This window comes from Photobacterium lutimaris (assembly GCF_003025555.1).
Taxonomy (GTDB): domain Bacteria; phylum Pseudomonadota; class Gammaproteobacteria; order Enterobacterales; family Vibrionaceae; genus Photobacterium; species Photobacterium lutimaris.
The window spans coordinates 180,748-197,015 of record NZ_PYMH01000006.1 but is presented as its reverse complement, the minus strand read 5'-3'; the positions used below and the strand labels follow the sequence as shown (position 1 = coordinate 197,015).

Sequence of the window (16,268 nt, the reverse complement as noted above, 5' to 3'; positions counted from 1 at the left end):
GTCAAACTATACTGCCATTAGATCTGCATTTACATCCTTGTCAATAGCCAATCATTCTGGATGCCAAGGGAGGAGCAGCATGATTATTGGAGTTCCCAAAGAAATCAAAAATCACGAATACCGTGTTGGTCTAGTCACCAGCAGTGTCCGTGAGCTCACATCACTCGGCCATCAAGTCTTGGTCGAAACCCAAGCCGGTGTCGGAATCGGGCTGTCAGACGAAGACTATGTAAGCGCTGGCGCTACAATTATTTCTAACGCTAAAGAAGTTTTTACCAGATCAGAGATGATTGTCAAAGTAAAAGAGCCTCAAGCAGAAGAAAGAGCCATGCTGAATAAAGGGCAGATTTTATTCACGTATCTCCATCTTGCACCAGATTTTCCGCAAACAAAAGACCTGATTGACAGCAAAGCCATCTGTATTGCTTACGAAACCGTCACCGATTCCTCAGGCAAATTACCGCTCCTTGCCCCCATGTCTGAGGTGGCGGGCAGAATGTCTATCCAAGCAGGAGCCCAAACACTAGAGAATTCTAACGGTGGCCGCGGGTTGCTACTCAGTGGCGTTCCCGGTGTCGAACCAGCCAATGTGCTGATTTTAGGTGGTGGGGTCGTCGGCTCCAATGCCGCACGTATAGCGGTGGGAATGCGAGCCAATGTCACCCTGCTAGACCGCAATCTCGACACCCTAAGGGCACTAGATCGTGAATTCAAAGGAGCCGTGAAAGTCATCTACTCAACCACCGAGATCATCGACCGGCTGGTGCCGGAAGCCGACGTTATCATTGGTGCCGTGCTGATCCCCGGGGCCGCAGCCCCCAAGCTGATCACAGCCGATCACGTCAAGCATATGAAGACAGGTTCAGCGTTGGTTGATGTCGCTATTGACCAAGGAGGGTGCTTTGAAACCTCCCACCCGACCACCCATGCTGACCCCACCTATATCGTCGACGGTGTCGTGCATTATTGCGTGGCCAATATGCCGGGTGCAGTCGCAAGAACGTCTGCTTTTTCCCTGAATAACGCCACCCTGCCCTATGTAATAAAGCTCGCGAACCTCGGTTACAAAAAAGCGTTATTGGATGATCCCGGATTCCTTGCAGGAATGAATGTGATATACGGTAAAATAACGTGTAAAGAAGTCGCCGACAGTTTTAACTTGCATTATACCGATCCAACTGTCGCCATAAGCATGCATTAACCTTGGAAAACATATAGCTAATTAATATAGCTTATATCAAAACAATCTAAATAAGTTCCCCCCGGCTGCCGGGTGATTAGCTCGGCAGCGTGACTTTACCGAGAATTGACCGTGCGACAATCCCCTCTTTCCATAGCGCTTCAATTTACCTACAATCCCCTCACAAGATCAAAAATCTCATTCAGCCTGGAGAAGTAATGAGTAACGTAAGACATTGTAAACTGCTCATCCTCGGTTCTGGTCCTGCAGGCTATACGGCTGCAGTGTATGCCGCTCGTGCCAATCTCAACCCGGTAATGATCACGGGAATGCAGCAAGGTGGTCAGCTTACCACCACCACAGAAGTCGAAAACTGGCCAGGTGACGCTGAAGGCCTTACAGGTCCAGCGCTGATGGATCGCATGAAAGAACACGCTGAGCGGTTCGAAACAGAGATCATTTTTGATCACATTAACGAAACTGATTTTAGTCAGCGCCCTTTCCGCCTAAAAGGTGACAGCGGCGAGTACACCTGTGATGCATTAATCATCTCAACAGGTGCATCAGCCAAATACCTCGGCCTGGAGTCAGAGGAAACCTTCAAGGGCCGTGGTGTTTCAGCTTGTGCAACGTGTGACGGTTTCTTCTACCGTAACCAAAAGGTTGCCGTTGTCGGTGGCGGTAATACCGCTGTCGAAGAAGCTCTGTATCTGTCTAACATCGCTTCGGAAGTACACCTTATTCACCGCCGTGATTCTTTCCGATCGGAGAAGATCCTGATCAAGCGATTGATGGACAAGGTCGAGAACGGCAACATCATCCTCCACACAGATCGCGTACTGGATGAAGTGCTGGGCGACGAGATGGGCGTAACAGCCGTCCGTATCAAAGACACCCGATCAGAAGCGACGGAAACCCTCGACGTTATGGGTGCCTTCATTGCGATTGGCCACCAGCCAAATACCGGCATTTTTGAAGGCCAGCTCACAATGAACAACGGTTACATCAAAGTCCAGTCAGGAACTGAAGGTAACGCGACCCAAACCAGCGTAGAAGGCATTTTTGCCGCTGGTGATGTTATGGACCACACTTACCGTCAGGCCATCACATCAGCTGGAACCGGCTGTATGGCGGCACTGGATGCAGAACGTTACCTCGACGCGTTAGAAGAACAAAAATAATATTCACGGCCACCGCTCAAGGTGGCCTTTTTAGCCTTCACCTTTAAGCCTGCTCTCCTGAGCAGCGCAAGAATTTTATATGGATAAACAATTACAACGCGATTTAACCAAATGGTTGAAATCACAGAGTAAACTGGCGAAACGCTGGCTCATGCTCAGTGTCGGCCTGGGGTTCTTATCGGGGTTGCTACTCGTTGGTCAAGCAGCATTGCTTGCCCATATTTTGCACCAACTTATCATTGAACATACGGATAAATACCAACTGGTTTCAAACTTTGCAGGGCTCTTTGTCATTGTCGGGCTCAGGGCTGGCTGTAGCTGGGGGCGGGAAATTTTCGGCTACCGCTGCGGCGAACAGGTCCGGCTGCATATCCGTCAGCTGATCCTGCAACGCTTGCAGCAATTAGGTCCCGCCTACATTAAGGGCAAACCTGCCGGCGTCTGGGCTAGTCTGGTACTTGAGCAGGTGGAAGAGATGCAGGACTTCTTCTCCCGCTATATTCCGCAGATGTCGATTGCGGTATTGGTCCCTATGGTGATCTTGTTTGCTGTCTTCCCGCTCAACTGGGCAGCCGGCCTGATCTTTCTGATCACCGCGCCACTGGTACCCATGTTTATGGCCTTGGTCGGCTTAGGTGCTGCCGATGCCAACCGCCGTAACTTCAAAGCGCTACAACGCCTGTCCGGTCATTTCTATGACCGCTTGCAAGGCCTATCGACCCTACGCTTGTTCAACCGTGCCGAAGCTGAAGCTGAAAACCTGCATGCCGCTTCCCATGTGCTGCGCAAGCGCACCATGGAAGTCCTAAGAATGGCCTTCCTGTCATCGGCCGTACTGGAGTTCTTCTCAGCTATCTCGGTAGCAATTGTCGCGGTTTACTTTGGCTTCTCATTCATCGGCGAGCTGAATTTCGGTCACTACGGCGTACCAATCAGCCTGTTTACCGGCCTGTTCATCTTGGTACTGGCGCCGGAATTCTACCAACCACTGCGTGATCTGGGCACTTTCTACCATGCCAAGGCTCAGGCAATCGGGGCGGCCGAGTCCATTGTTGAGTTCCTCGACAGCGAAGTCGATGGTATGAGCCAAGGTCAAACCAACTTGGAGTCACCAGAAACTATCTCGATCACTGTCGAGCAACTGGAAGTTCTCAGCCCGCAAGGACAAGTCCTGGCAGGCCCTCTGAGCTTTACCATCAACGCCCATGAACACGTCGCGCTCATCGGCCCAAGTGGCGCGGGTAAAACCAGCCTACTTAATGCCCTACTGGGTTTCCTACCCTACCGCGGTAGCTTGAAAATCAATGGCACCGAGCTCAATGAACTCGATCACAGCCAATGGCGACAGACCATCAGCTGGGTCGGTCAAAATCCGCTCCTGCTGCACGGAACTGTTCGCGATAACATCACTCTGGGTAACCCATTGGCCACCGAAGAGCATATCAAGCAAGTCTCAGAGAAAGCCTATGCTGACGAGTTCATCCAGCGCCTAGAGCAAGGTTACCAACACCAGGTCGGTGATCGCTCGGGGGGATTGTCTGTCGGCCAAGCACAGCGTATTGCCGTGGCCCGTGCCATGCTGCAAAGTGGCGCTTTCTGGATTCTCGATGAGCCCACAGCGAGCCTAGACGCCAACTCTGAACACCTGGTATTGGAAAGCCTGAAACATGCAGTCAGCGGTCAAACGACCCTGATGGTAAGCCACCGTCTCGACCAACTGGCCGCGATGGACCGCGTACTGGTCATGGAAAACGGCAAATTGGTCCAAAATGGTCCTTTCGAACACATCCGCCAGCAAGGTCTGCTTGCTGAGATGCTAGCCCACACCAACAAGAGGGATCTCGATGCGTGATTTAATCCCTTACCTCAAGCTCTACCGTAAACACTGGTTTGGCCTAACACTTGGTATGCTGCTTGGGCTAGGAACCCTGCTGGCCGCGATGAGCCTGTTAACCCTCTCGGGTTGGTTTATTGCCGCGTCAGCCGTCGCGGGCCTGACTATTGCTCGTGAAACCTTCAACTACATGCTACCGGGTGCTGGTGTACGTGGATTCTCGATTGCCCGTACTGCGGGCCGCTGGGGTGAGCGAGTGGTCAGCCACAATGCGACCTTCAAGCTGCTGGCTGACTTACGCTTGTTCTTTTTCCGCAAGCTGACCCCCTTGATCCCGGGCCGCCAGACCAACCTGCGCGATGCCGACTTGCTCAACCGCTTGGTTGCCGATGTCGACGCGATGGACCACGTTTACCTGCGCTTGGTCAGCCCATTGCTGATCGGTGTTATTGGTTTACTGGCTATCACGGGTTTCCTCGCTTGGTTCGATGTCACTATCGGCCTGACCCTCGGTAGCATCTTACTCTCACTGATGCTGATCCTACCGGTTATCTTCTACCGCCTGGGTAAATCCAACGGTGAAACCCTGACGATGGCCAAAGCCAACTACCGGATAAAAACGCTGGACTGGATCCAAGGCAATGCCGAGCTGTTACTGTTCAATGCCGAAGATCGTTACTACCAAGCCGCTCTTAATGAGCAGCAAGATTTATTAGATGCACAGCGGAAAATGGCCAACCTTACCGGCCTTGCCAATGCCATCCTGATGGCGGCAACGGGCTGGACCTTGGTACTTATCACGTGGATCGCGGCTGATGGAATAGCCGGACAAGCTCCGGATCCATTTGTGGCCATGGTGGCCTTTGCCACAATGGCCAGCTTCGAGCTGATGATGCCTGTGGCTGGGGCATTCCAGTATTTGGGGCAAACCCTAACGTCTGCCCGTCGACTCAATGAGATCATTGAAGCGACACCAGATACCCCGTTTGATCCAAACGGTCACGCTGCAAAAGTTGAGGGGACGCTTGATCTCCAAAATATCAGCTATACCTATTACGGCAACGACGAGCCGGTCTTGAAAAATATCTCGTTGACCATCGGCAAAGGCGAGAAAGTCGCGCTGCTAGGCCGAACCGGTTGCGGTAAATCGACCCTGTTGCAGCTGATCACCCGTAACTGGGATCCGCAGCAAGGGCAAATCACCCTCGATGGTGTACCGCTGCCCCAATGGCAAGAAGCGCCGCTGCGCCAAGCCATTACGGTTGTTAGCCAGCGGGTTGATGTGTTCAACGGTTCGCTGCGCGAAAACCTGCTGCTCGCCAAGCCGCAAGGGACTGACGACGCATTATGCGACGTGCTAACTAAAGTTGGGCTGGACGCTTTGCTGGAAGGTAAAGGGTTAGATACTTGGCTCGGTGAAGGCGGACGCCAGATCTCGGGTGGTGAGCGACGCCGTATCGGTATTGCCCGTGCCCTGCTGCACGACGCGCCAATCCTATTGATGGATGAACCAACCGAAGGCCTTGACCGCCGTACTGAGCAACAGATCATGGCTTTGCTGCTGGAACACGCCAAAGACAAGACTGTGTTGTTCATTACCCACCGACTGGTTGGTTTGGAGCACATGGATCATATCTGTTTGATGGATGAAGGTGAAATCATCGAACAAGGCAAGCACCCTGCATTGCTGAGCGAGAATGGTCGATACGCCGAGCTTTGGCAGCGTATCTAATACCACATGCAATCATCCAAAACGAAAACGAGAGCCCGTTGGCTCTCGTTTTTTTTGGTTACAGGTTGCGTTTATACCGGCATCGTCCAATTTTCGTTAATACGGGCCGTCAAGATATGATCTTCCCACTTGCCGTTTATCAGGAGGTAATCTTTTGCTTCGCCTTCAATTTCAAAACCGCATTTTTCCAACACCGCAGCACTCTTGATATTGCGGGGCATGTAAGCCGCCATGATACGGTGAAAACATTGATCCTCGAACATCCAGCCATTAGCGGCAGTCAACGCTCTGCCCATTAGCCCCAGCCCTTGGCAGTCCTGATCCAGCGAATAGCCCACATGGCAAGCATGGAAAGGGTGACGGACAAGGTTGCTGTAATTCACGACACCACAGATCTCATCGCAGTCTTTTTGCTGGATAACAAAGTAGTAAGCCATTTTGTGCTTATGCAATTGCATAAGTTGCTCCAGCCGCCGCTGCCAGCCGGTTTCGGTAAAAAAGGCTTCTTCACGTAGCGGCTCCCAGGGCTGTAGGAAAGCCCGGTTACGCTGATAATAAGCAGTAATGGCCGCAACATCTTTAGGAGTCACAAGCCTAACCGTGGCATCACCAATATCGATTGATGTTGCCCGGCTGATAATCGAATGAAACAACAGCAGCTTATCCTTATGCTATACGTGATATTGAAACGTTAGCACAGCCCGTGGATGATGAATACACCTTCGCTATAAACTTATTTCATGACAAAGATTTGCCCGGATGTATGAACTATCATTGTGATAGCCGCGCCGCGTTTGACGCTAACCAACACAGTGAAGATTATGTATTACGACCACCTTGATACGGAATTGGGCAAAATATATTTATTGGCTGACGAGCAAGGACTCCGACAACTTACCATCGCCAGTGGCGGATTTGCCCCAGACAGCCATTGGGATCATAACCCGGATTTGATGGCGCCTTATATCACCCAGCTCGCTGAGTACCTCGGTGGAAAAAGAAAACAGTTTACCCTTCCCCTAGCCCCTCCGGGCACAGAATTCCAGCAACAGGTATGGCAAGCTATCTGCGAGATCCCCTATAACAGCCACCGCTCATACCAACAAATCGCCACCCACATTGAACATTCCACCGCTATTCAGGCTATCGGTATGGCCAAGAACGTCAACCCAATCCCGATTATCATCCCTTGCCACCGTGTCGCTACCGAAATCGAGGCTCAGCAAAGCTGTCGCTACGGGCAAGACTTTATCTGCCAGCTCAGAGAGCTTGAACAAGGGAAACTGACGTTGTTGAAGTAAGCCGGCTATGGGCTATGGGCTATGGGCTATGCAGGAATCTTAGAAAAGCTCATTCAGTTTTAAAATTATAGCTCTTCCTATCGCCTATAGCCGCTCTTGCCAAGGGCTGGATAAACAAAACGCCCGATGAAATTCATCGGGCGTTGGCATTAATGTAAGTCACCGTCGCTAATTGGGAACTTAATGCTTTCCAATCCCGTACTCACGCAGCTTATTGGCTACCGCAGTATGGGAAACCCCCAGTCTTTTCGCTAATTTACGTGTCGACGGATAGCTGCGGTACAAATTATTCAAGATACCCGACTCATAGCGCTTCATGATTTCGTCAAGCGAGCCATCGAGGATTTCCTCGCTGATCACTGTCGCTGATTCGTTTTCTGGCAGCTGAATATCATCGACGTTGATTTCCATCCCTTCGAGTTGGGTCATGGCACGGAACAGTACATTGCGCAGCTGACGGATATTACCCGGCCAGGCATATTGGCTAAGGTACTGGGCAACTTCGGCGGAAATCGCGGGTTTCGGCTGTTGTAGCTCTTGAGCAAACTGGCTCAGGAACAAATCGGCCAATGGAACAATATCCGCCGTTCTTTCACGCAGCGGAGGGACAGTCAATGCCAAGACATTCAGGCGATAGTACAAGTCTTCTCTGAATTTTCCGGTCGCGACAAGTTCTGGCAGTTTCTTCTGGGTCGAACAAATAACCCGGACATCTACCTTCATCTCCTGCTCTTCGCCAACACGACGGAACGTTCCGTCCTGCAGGAAGCGAAGCAATTTGATTTGCAGATGCTCTGACATCTCACCAACTTCGTACAGGAAAGCAATACCGCCATCGGCTTGCTCAAAGATCCCTTTCTTGCCCGGCTCGGTGGCGGTCGCCGCCATTCCGAACAACTCTGTTTCAGCGGCATTGTCTGGCATCGACATACAGTTGACGAGCAGGAACGGGTTATCGCGACGCAGTGAACGCTGGTGGCAGGCCCGTGCCAGCATCTCTTTACCGGTACCTGTTTCGCCCTGGATCAACAATGGTGCATCCAGCATAGCCAGCTTCTTCGACTGTGATACCAGCTGTTTAAAGCGCGAGGACTGGCCGACTAAGTGCTCAAAACCGTTGTCACCACTGAGCTGACGCATCGCCAATGGCATCTTGGCTTCCGAGAGGGATTTGAGCAGGATGACGGCACTGGCCAGTACCTGCTCTTCTGTTTCGTCGGTTACATAGACGGGCATGATTTCCATCATGTAGTCGAGGCCAGAAAGCACCACCAGTTCGCTCCGGCGACTGGCATTGTCTTTTTCCAACCAGTTGTGAATATTGAAGCCGACGAAAGTCTGGATATGTTCGCCGACAATCTCCTCACGAGGTTTGCCGAGCAAAACTTCTGCAGCGTCATTAGCAAGATCAATCTTACCCTGCAGGCTGATTGAGAAAAACGGATCAGGCAATGCTTCCAGTAATGCTTTCAGCTCTTTGTGTTCACGTTCGCTAGGCATGAACTGGATCTTTCTGACATCAGTCACCCCATCCAACTGGCGGATTTGTGACATCAACTGGCTAAACTGCTCGAATTCAATTTCGGGGCAATTTAGGTAAATGATCCCAACCCGGTCAATTTCGATGCCCCGTAAGTCAATCTGCCGGCTCGCAAGGATATCCAGCAACTCACGGGTCATGCCAAGTCGGTCTTCACAAAAGACTTGTAGCCTCATATTTATTATCTTCCAAGGTGTCAGGAATTGTTGACACTAGAAGTTTGCGCCTTCCCTGTAGTGGAGTCAAGTCATTGACGTTAGGAGCTGAGAGGTTGCGCACTATCAATCCATGACCGAGCTGATATCGGCTTGCTGAATAAGATATTGGCAGAGGGATTAGGAGAGAAAAAATAGAAAGAAGGCCACAAATGGGCCTTCTTTTTTGGTAACCACCTTGATCTTAGCGCTCTTTGTGGGTCAACTGGCTAAGCAGATCTTTACGGATTTCACTCAGCTTGGGTTGCTGCTCGGGTTGCCACGGCAGTGGACGCATCACGTTAATCGCCTTGAGCCCAAGCCTACCCGTCAACAGGCCAACACCGACTCCTTGCGCGACCCGAGTGGACATTCTGCCGGCCAGATCCATCGACAACATGTCCATACCGCTATCGGCAATCACTTCGCTGGCTCCCGCGATCGCCATATTCGCCAGCACCAATTTAACAAGCCTGATCCGTGACCAATACCCCAGCTCGACCCCATAGACTTTAGAAACTTGGTCAATCAACCGGAAATTCCGCCAAGCCACCAGCAGCATATCCGCCAGGGCCAACGGACTGACCGCAACCATCACCGCAGCTTCACTGGCATATTTCGCCACCAGCTTACGCGCCAGCTTGTCTTGCTGCCCCAGTACCATACGATCATAGAGTTGCATCACTTCACGGTCGTTATGGGTTGCCGCTAATGACTGCAGCCATTTGTCATAACCAGCATGCTCTTCCATCACCAGTCCCTGCTTGGCTAGCCGGGTACAAAACGCCTTGGCTTGGCCAATGCCATCCGCCTCGAGCAACGCCTGTGCCTGCTCTCGTTCACCCTGACGTTGCTTGAGACGGCGCAAGCTCAGTAATTCACGTCCCAGTGCCGTGATCCCCGCCCCGGCAAAACCGGCAACAATAACGCTCCACCCCAAGGCAAGCCAATCACCGCCCTGAAAAGCCGTTACGACATAATCAACCGTCTGCCACCCCACCATGGCGGCACCGCCAATTAACAACCCTTTGAGCCATCCAGATCGGCGCTTGGGCTTGCCTCGAAGGGCCCGGTCAAGTTCGGCTTCGACATCCGGTTGTTCGGGATCTGCGGCTTCAGGTAAAAAGCTCTTCTCCTGCTCGGCGAACTGCAGCTGTGACGTCAGCTCAACCTCTGCGGCATCCGTCTCTGGCTTTGCGGGTTCATCAAAAACAATTTTACTTTTCAACGGCTCACTCATCGCAGTTTGTCCCCCAGCAGGTATTCCATCGCCTTATCCATCCGGATATGTGGCAATGGCTCGTCGCTTTGCATTTCAAGCGGACGGAAATTAATAAAATCAAAGCCTGATTGCTGCCAGAAAGTATCGTTTGGCAAGCGACGCGGCACTTCACCAGGAAATAAGGTCTTGGCATCACCGTCAATGTGATGTCCCCTCAGCGCGGGCACCTGACGACCGTGATAATCGACAAAACCCGGCTCGGTAGCCTGAATCGACGACAGGCTGACACAATCCATTTTGATCCCTTCAAATGATGCGGTCTGCCATGCCTCATTGACAAGCTGCTGTAGCAAACTCACCAAGTTGGGGTGTTGCTCAGGTGTAACATGATCGGCTTTGGTTGCCGCAAACAGTACCTTATCGATTCGGGGTGAAAACAAACGCTTTAGCATTGAGCTTCGACCATAGCGGAAGCTCTGCATCAACTGGTCCAGCGCCTGGCGCATATCATTGAATGATTCAGGTCCGGCATTGAGCGGCTGCAAGCAGTCAACCAAGATGATCTGGCGGTCGAACTTGGAAAAATGCTCTTTATAGAACGCTTTCACCACGTGCTGCTGGTAGTAACGGTAGCGGCTTTTGAGCATACCGAGATTGGTCTCATCACCGGCATCCGCCCACTGCTGCTCGGTGATCTTTTCGAGCCAGACCATCGGGAAAAACTGCAATACCGGAGCGCCTGCAAGTTCACCCGGCAGGACAAACCGGCCCGGCTGTACCCAGTGCAATCCACCTTCGGCTTTGCACTTGTACAGATATTCGGTAAAACGCGCCGAGATCTGTTCAATCTGCATCTCGTCTGCTGGCGCCAAGGGGTCGAAGGACTCGGCCATCGCCAGCCAATCCGATGCCAACTCGGCACGCTTACCTTTGAGGATCTGGGTTTGCTGGCGCGACCACGCCATAAAATCCAGCTCCAGCAGCGGTAAATCCAGCAACCATTCACCGGGGTAATCAACAATATCCAAATACAATGTTGCCGTTTCTTGCAACAGCTTCATCGGCCCGCGCTGGGGCTTGTAACGTAGTGCCAAGCGGGTCTGGCTGACATCGCGCGTTGGCTCGGGCCAACTCGGTGGGGTCGACAGCAGTGCACCCATCCCTTCTTCATAGGCAAATTTCGGCACATGCATATCAACTTGCGGTACCCGCTTGGCCCCCAGCAACTGATCATCTCTTACGGCGGTGAATAAAGGTAACCGCGGGTTGGTGCTCACGTGCATAAGCTGATTAACCAGTGACGTAATGAAAGCGGTCTTGCCCGCCCGGGACAGCCCCGTCACCGCCAAACGGACATGGCGGTCTAAACTCCGGTTCACCAATTTGTTCAACTCATTGCTAAATCGATTCATAAACTTTCCTGACAATTTCACTCACAACACGATATCTATCAAGGTGCTGCAGGCGGTAAATGCAACCCCAGAAAACAATCACTCTGACTATAATTCCCAGCGGATTAACCTTTGATGAATAACCCCGTTAACCTTTGACTAGGTTGGTCGAGACGAGATTTGTTGGGGTCGGATCGACTGGAAAAAGAAAAGCAGGCCATTGCCTGCTTTTTAACTCTATCAATAACTACAAGTTGCGGAACTCTCGGTCGACTTTGAACGCCGACGAAGTGACATAAGCCTCCATATCGCGCAACTCATGCTCCATATTGTCGAGCTCATTCTCAACATTCTGTAAGATTTGGCCTGCTGGTTTTCCTGCTTGCCATGGTTTTTGCTTAACCTGATGCTCGCGGAAAATCGTCTGCTGTTGGATGCGCTCCTCGGGCATTTTGTCGAGGATCAGCCAAGCGGCAACATAGGCCAGGGTAACGATGAATCCCACCCCGAGTAAAAACGCTGACACAGTGAGGATCCTCACCAACCAGATTTCCATACCAAAGTATTCAGCAACACCGGCACAAACGCCACCTAGCTTGCCGTTTTTCGGGTCACGATAGAGGGTCTTATTCATGATTTGCGCCTCCACTGCGGGACTTCCGCGTCAAGAATTCGCTCCAAGGTCACAATCCGCTCTTGCATCTGCTCTGCGCGAGCCACCAGCTCCTGTAGTTTTTCCTGATCATCACCAGACAACCCTTCACTTACGTGCTTCTTGCTACGGTAGTGGAGGACCAACCACAGTGGGGCAACGAAGATCATGAATACGACTAACGGCCCAACAATAAACCCCATAGACATTATTTTTCTCCTTTTATTCGCGCAGATTCAATTCATTAGATTGTCACAAAAGCCGCTGCCATCATAACAACCAAATTCCGTTAAGGTGAATTACTCTTTGTCCTTGAGGTTGGCTTTCATGCGCTCAAGCTCTTTTTCGATTTCATCTTGCGCCTGCAGATCGGCAAACTCATCGTTCAGGTTCTTGCCACGGCCAATGCTGTAACTGTCGGCTTCTGCTTCCATCTCATCGATACGGCGCTCGTACTGCTCGAATTTCGACAACGCTTCATCAACTTTACCGGTATCCAATTGACGACGCACATCACGACGGGTATCAGCCGCTTTATGGCGCATCACCAAGGCTTGTTGGCGGGCGCGGGTCTCTTGCAGCTTACGCTCTAACTCCGCCACTTCCGTTGCAAGCTTCTCGATGGTCGCATCTACCAGCTTGTACTCCTCATGTAGTGTCAACGCGACATCGTTGAGCTTCTGCTTTTCAATCAACGCGGCACGTGCAAGATCTTCACGACCTTTCTGAATGGCTAGGCTGGCTTTATCCTGCCAATCACGGCTCTGGGCCTCAATCGCCTGAATACGGCGCAGAAGCTCTTTCTTGTCAGCCAATGCACGGGCGGATGACGTACGCACCTCAACCAACGTATCTTCCATTTCCTGAATGATAAGACGGATCATTTTCTGCGGATCTTCAGCCTTATCCAGCAGTGAGTTGACGTTGGCATTAACAATGTCGGCAAAGCGAGAAAAAATACCCATAATTACATCTCCTAAAATATATTAAGGTCCTGTGGTCCTGTGGTCCTGTGGTCCTGTGGTCCTGTAAGCAAGCTTTCATTCCCTGGTTAACCGTCAAATCAGAAGTTTCCAGTAATGATAATGTCCCCATCGGGCATTAGTACCATAGAACCGCTCTACCCTAGTTATATCAACAAGTGTGCCAAGTTTTAGTTTGTTATATATCAGTCACTTATATTTACACCCCTAGCACCGGCCTGCTAAGGTGTATTTAATTACGCCAACTATTAGCGAGATTAACCATGCGAAAGACAGATAACCTCATCGGCGAATCCGAGGCGTTCCTTACGGTGCTGGATCAAACCTCGCGCCTTGCGCCGCTTGATCGGCCAATCCTGATCATCGGCGAACGAGGAACCGGTAAAGAGCTTATCGCTCAGCGCCTGCATTATCTATCACGCCGGTGGGATCAACCTCTTGTCTCGCTAAACTGTGCCGCATTGGGTGAAGGCGTGATCGACTCCGAGCTTTTCGGCCACGAGGCTGGCTCATTTACTGGGGCCAAGGGGCGTCACCAAGGGCGGTTCGAACGGGCAGAGAATGGCACCTTGTTTCTGGACGAGCTGGCAACAGCACCGATGGGGGTACAAGAAAAACTGCTCAGGGTGATTGAATACGGTGAGTACGAACGTGTGGGTGGCAGCAAAACCTGCCAAGCCAATGTCCGGCTGGTCTGCGCCACCAATGAAAACCTGCCGCAACTGGCCGCTGAGGGTAAATTCCGTTCCGACTTGCTCGACCGCCTCGCCTTCGACATTATCCACTTGCCGCCTTTGCGCGAACGGCAAGAAGATATTTTGCCCCTTGCCGAATACTACGCCGTAAAAATGTGTCGGGAGCTCAACTTCAGCTTTTTCGCAGGATTCAGCCAGCAAGCCCAGCACCACCTGCAAACTTACCCCTGGCCTGGCAACATCCGTGAGCTCAAAAATGTCGTTGAACGCTCAGTGTTTCGCCATAACCTCGAAGATGAACCGGTCGAGACCATTATTGTTGACCCGTTCACTCCACCTTGGCAACAAAATGGGGCAAACGAAAGCAACAGTAAAAACCATACCGAGCCCAACTCTTCCACAGATGGCCAAGCAATCAGTCACAGCAACGAAACGGAGCAGTTACCCATTGATTTCCGCCAGTGGCAACACGACCAAGAGGTGGCCATTCTCCAACAGGCGCTTGAGCAAGCACAGTTTAATCAACGCAAAGCCGCTGACTTGCTCAGCTTAAGCTACCATCAACTGAGGGGGCTGCTACGCAAGTACCAGTTGGTCGGAAATGAGTAAAAGCACTTTCTTGTACACTTTCTGGCCATAAAGAACCCAGAAATAGCAGGTATTTTAGTGAGGTGACTTGGTGACAGACTGGGTTAATGGTAAATTTATAGTCTTGTTTCCAAAAAATTTCTTACCTATGAGCGCCTATACTCGTCTTTTGCTTGTGTGCGTCAGCCTTGCCGGCCTGATTGGCTGTAGTGATGACCCGCAGCAGGATAGCAATATTCGCAGCCGCGGCTTCGTCTATTGCGGACAAGATAAGCCAACAACCTTTAACCCACAGTTAATCGATGGTGGATTAACGGCTGATACCTTGGCTGCGCAACTTTTCGACCGTTTGTTACTCCTTGATCCTGTTAGTCACCAGCCCCTACCATCGCTCGCCGATGGCTGGAGTACCAGTGATGATGGTTTGGTCTATACCTTTACATTACGGGACGGCATTGAGTTTCAAACCACCGATTGGTTCAAACCTACCCGCCAGTTCAACGCTCAGGATGTGGTATTTAGCTTTAAGCGGGTCATTCAACCGGAACACCCTTTCCATGCGATCTCCGGCGGTCGTTATCCTTGGTTCGACAGCCAGGGATTTGCCAGCCTGATTGAGGATATTGAGGTTGTTGACCCACTGACAGTAAGGTTTACCCTAAGCCGGCCTGATAACGCCTTTTTGTCCAACTTGGCAACAACCTATGCCGTGATCCACTCACAGGAATATGCCGAGCAAACTCTGCACGCCGGCAAACCAGACCAACTGGACTCCTTGCCTGTTGGCACTGGGCCGTTTTACCTTGATAGCTACCAAGCCAATGATTTTGTTCGGCTAAACCGCCACGAAGGCTACTGGCAAGGTCAGGCCCTGATGGAACAAGTGGTCTTCGATATCGCCAGCCGTGGCACGGGCACACTGGCCAAGCTACTGAGCAACGAATGTGATGTACTGTCATCACCGGTAGCCAGCCAACTGCCCATCATCAGCGACGACGAAGATTTTAACCTCAATGCCCAAACGGGTATGAACGTGGCATTTTTGGCGCTCGATAGCAATCAGCCAGAACTCAGTGACATTCGGGTTCGCAGGGCAATCAACCATGCCATCAACCGTGAGAATCTGCTCAACTCGGTTTACTACGGTACCGGTACCAAAGCCCGCAGCCTGCTGCCGCCAATGTCCTGGGCTTACAACCATGGCAGCCAAGCGCTGGATTACGATCCGACAAAGGCACTTGCCTTGCTCAAAGAAGCCGGTTACGACAAAAACCTGACCCTTACCCTGTGGGTACCGCTTGAGCCGCGTCCGTATAATCCGAGTCCGCGCAAAACCGCAGAGTTAATCCAAGCCGATCTCAATGCTGTCGGGGTCAAGGTAGACATTATCACCCAAGATACCGTCAGCCGTTTTAGTGCTATTGACAAGTACAACAGTGATTTAATTTTAACGGGCTGGATTGCCGACAACGGCGATCCGGACAATTTCCTGCGTCCGCTGCTGTCTTGCGATGCCAAGAAAGCCGGCCTGAATGTGGCGAACTGGTGTAACCTCAGTTTTGATAACCTGCTTGAGCTGGCCTCTAGAACCCCTAAACTGAACCAGCGACTCAATTATTATCACCTCGCCCAAGATATCTTGGATACCGAGGTACCGATTGTCCCATTGGCCCATGGCGTCCATTTTCAGGTCCACCACAAGTCCCTTAAGGGGTTGCAAATGAGCCCGTTTGGTACCCGCTCCTTCTCGACAGTCTTCCGGAGCGAGATCTAAT

Annotated in this window: 14 protein-coding genes; 7 read left to right on the top strand and 7 right to left on the bottom strand. The window is 51.5% G+C overall.

The window, feature by feature from the left end; translation table 11 throughout:
* The first annotated feature begins 79 nt into the window (after positions 1 to 79).
* From ald to cydC, 4 genes are all read left to right on the top strand, one after another.
* On the top strand, positions 80 to 1,201 hold the full coding sequence (ald, locus tag C9I99_RS14135) for an alanine dehydrogenase (protein WP_107349531.1): 1,122 nt from the start codon (positions 80 to 82) through the stop codon (positions 1,199 to 1,201).
* 197 nt (positions 1,202 to 1,398) lie between these two features.
* Positions 1,399 to 2,361: a thioredoxin-disulfide reductase gene (gene trxB / locus C9I99_RS14130; protein ID WP_107349530.1), complete on the top strand. Its 963-nt coding sequence runs from the start codon at positions 1,399 to 1,401 to the stop codon at positions 2,359 to 2,361.
* 79 nt (positions 2,362 to 2,440) lie between these two features.
* Positions 2,441 to 4,213 (top strand): heme ABC transporter permease/ATP-binding protein CydD, encoded by a 1,773-nt coding sequence (cydD, locus tag C9I99_RS14125; protein ID WP_107349529.1) that lies wholly within the window; start codon positions 2,441 to 2,443, stop codon positions 4,211 to 4,213.
* Positions 4,206 to 5,927: a heme ABC transporter ATP-binding protein/permease CydC gene (gene cydC, locus C9I99_RS14120; protein WP_107349528.1), complete on the top strand. Its 1,722-nt coding sequence runs from the start codon at positions 4,206 to 4,208 to the stop codon at positions 5,925 to 5,927. Before cydD ends, cydC begins: the two co-directional genes overlap by 8 nt.
* A gap of 71 nt (positions 5,928 to 5,998) precedes the next feature.
* On the opposite strand, the gene rimJ is transcribed toward cydC, so the two are convergent.
* Positions 5,999 to 6,580 (bottom strand): ribosomal protein S5-alanine N-acetyltransferase, encoded by a 582-nt coding sequence (gene rimJ / locus C9I99_RS14115; RefSeq protein WP_107349527.1) that lies wholly within the window; start codon positions 6,578 to 6,580, stop codon positions 5,999 to 6,001.
* Between the two features lie 168 nt (positions 6,581 to 6,748).
* Between rimJ and C9I99_RS14110 the strand changes: the two genes are divergently transcribed.
* A complete protein-coding gene (locus tag C9I99_RS14110; RefSeq protein WP_107349526.1) occupies positions 6,749 to 7,228 on the top strand; it encodes a methylated-DNA--[protein]-cysteine S-methyltransferase in 480 nt (159 codons plus the stop codon).
* Positions 7,229 to 7,408: 180 nt separating this feature from the next.
* On the opposite strand, the gene tyrR is transcribed toward C9I99_RS14110, so the two are convergent.
* The 6 genes from tyrR to pspA form a co-directional block, all read right to left on the bottom strand.
* Positions 7,409 to 8,944: a transcriptional regulator TyrR gene (gene tyrR, locus C9I99_RS14105; RefSeq protein WP_107349525.1), complete on the bottom strand. Its 1,536-nt coding sequence runs from the start codon at positions 8,942 to 8,944 to the stop codon at positions 7,409 to 7,411.
* Between the two features lie 223 nt (positions 8,945 to 9,167).
* Entirely contained in the window at positions 9,168 to 10,202 is a 1,035-nt protein-coding gene (locus C9I99_RS14100; RefSeq protein ID WP_107349524.1) for a YcjF family protein, read from the bottom strand.
* Positions 10,199 to 11,596, bottom strand: a complete 1,398-nt coding sequence (locus C9I99_RS14095; protein WP_107349523.1) for a YcjX family GTP-binding protein — start codon at positions 11,594 to 11,596, stop codon at positions 10,199 to 10,201. The genes C9I99_RS14100 and C9I99_RS14095 overlap by 4 nt, the downstream gene beginning before the upstream one ends.
* A 226-nt stretch (positions 11,597 to 11,822) precedes the next feature.
* A complete protein-coding gene (gene pspC, locus C9I99_RS14090; RefSeq protein ID WP_107349522.1) occupies positions 11,823 to 12,209 on the bottom strand; it encodes an envelope stress response membrane protein PspC in 387 nt (128 codons plus the stop codon).
* A complete protein-coding gene (pspB, locus tag C9I99_RS14085; RefSeq protein ID WP_107349521.1) occupies positions 12,206 to 12,436 on the bottom strand; it encodes an envelope stress response membrane protein PspB in 231 nt (76 codons plus the stop codon). Before pspB ends, pspC begins: the two co-directional genes overlap by 4 nt.
* A gap of 90 nt (positions 12,437 to 12,526) precedes the next feature.
* Entirely contained in the window at positions 12,527 to 13,192 is a 666-nt protein-coding gene (gene pspA / locus C9I99_RS14080) for a phage shock protein PspA (RefSeq protein ID WP_107349520.1), read from the bottom strand.
* A 281-nt stretch (positions 13,193 to 13,473) separates the two neighbouring features.
* On the opposite strand from pspA, the gene pspF reads away from it, so the two are divergent.
* Together pspF and sapA are read left to right on the top strand one after the other, a co-directional pair.
* Complete coding sequence (pspF, locus tag C9I99_RS14075; protein WP_107349519.1) at positions 13,474 to 14,514, top strand: phage shock protein operon transcriptional activator; 1,041 nt, start codon at positions 13,474 to 13,476, stop codon at positions 14,512 to 14,514.
* A gap of 127 nt (positions 14,515 to 14,641) precedes the next feature.
* The gene (gene sapA / locus C9I99_RS14070; protein ID WP_107349636.1) at positions 14,642 to 16,267 is read left to right on the top strand and encodes an ABC transporter substrate-binding protein SapA; all 1,626 of its coding nucleotides are present in this window, start codon (positions 14,642 to 14,644) and stop codon (positions 16,265 to 16,267) included.
* Position 16,268: the final 1 nt, after the last annotated feature.

What these genes read in the sequence shown, in the direction of transcription:
- C9I99_RS14095 (WP_107349523.1), bottom strand. Translation starts at nt 11,596, where the DNA reads ATGAATCGATTTAGCAATGAGTTGAACAAATTGGTGAACCGGAGTTTA.
- tyrR (WP_107349525.1), bottom strand. Translation starts at nt 8,944, where the DNA reads ATGAGGCTACAAGTCTTTTGTGAAGACCGACTTGGCATGACCCGTGAG.
- cydD (WP_107349529.1), top strand. Translation starts at nt 2,441, where the DNA reads ATGGATAAACAATTACAACGCGATTTAACCAAATGGTTGAAATCACAG.
- pspF (WP_107349519.1), top strand. Translation starts at nt 13,474, where the DNA reads ATGCGAAAGACAGATAACCTCATCGGCGAATCCGAGGCGTTCCTTACG.
- cydC (WP_107349528.1), top strand. Translation starts at nt 4,206, where the DNA reads ATGCGTGATTTAATCCCTTACCTCAAGCTCTACCGTAAACACTGGTTT.
- sapA (WP_107349636.1), top strand. Translation starts at nt 14,642, where the DNA reads ATGAGCGCCTATACTCGTCTTTTGCTTGTGTGCGTCAGCCTTGCCGGC.
- C9I99_RS14100 (WP_107349524.1), bottom strand. Translation starts at nt 10,202, where the DNA reads ATGAGTGAGCCGTTGAAAAGTAAAATTGTTTTTGATGAACCCGCAAAG.
- pspA (WP_107349520.1), bottom strand. Translation starts at nt 13,192, where the DNA reads ATGGGTATTTTTTCTCGCTTTGCCGACATTGTTAATGCCAACGTCAAC.
- C9I99_RS14110 (WP_107349526.1), top strand. Translation starts at nt 6,749, where the DNA reads ATGTATTACGACCACCTTGATACGGAATTGGGCAAAATATATTTATTG.
- trxB (WP_107349530.1), top strand. Translation starts at nt 1,399, where the DNA reads ATGAGTAACGTAAGACATTGTAAACTGCTCATCCTCGGTTCTGGTCCT.
- pspC (WP_107349522.1), bottom strand. Translation starts at nt 12,209, where the DNA reads ATGAATAAGACCCTCTATCGTGACCCGAAAAACGGCAAGCTAGGTGGC.
- ald (WP_107349531.1), top strand. Translation starts at nt 80, where the DNA reads ATGATTATTGGAGTTCCCAAAGAAATCAAAAATCACGAATACCGTGTT.
- pspB (WP_107349521.1), bottom strand. Translation starts at nt 12,436, where the DNA reads ATGTCTATGGGGTTTATTGTTGGGCCGTTAGTCGTATTCATGATCTTC.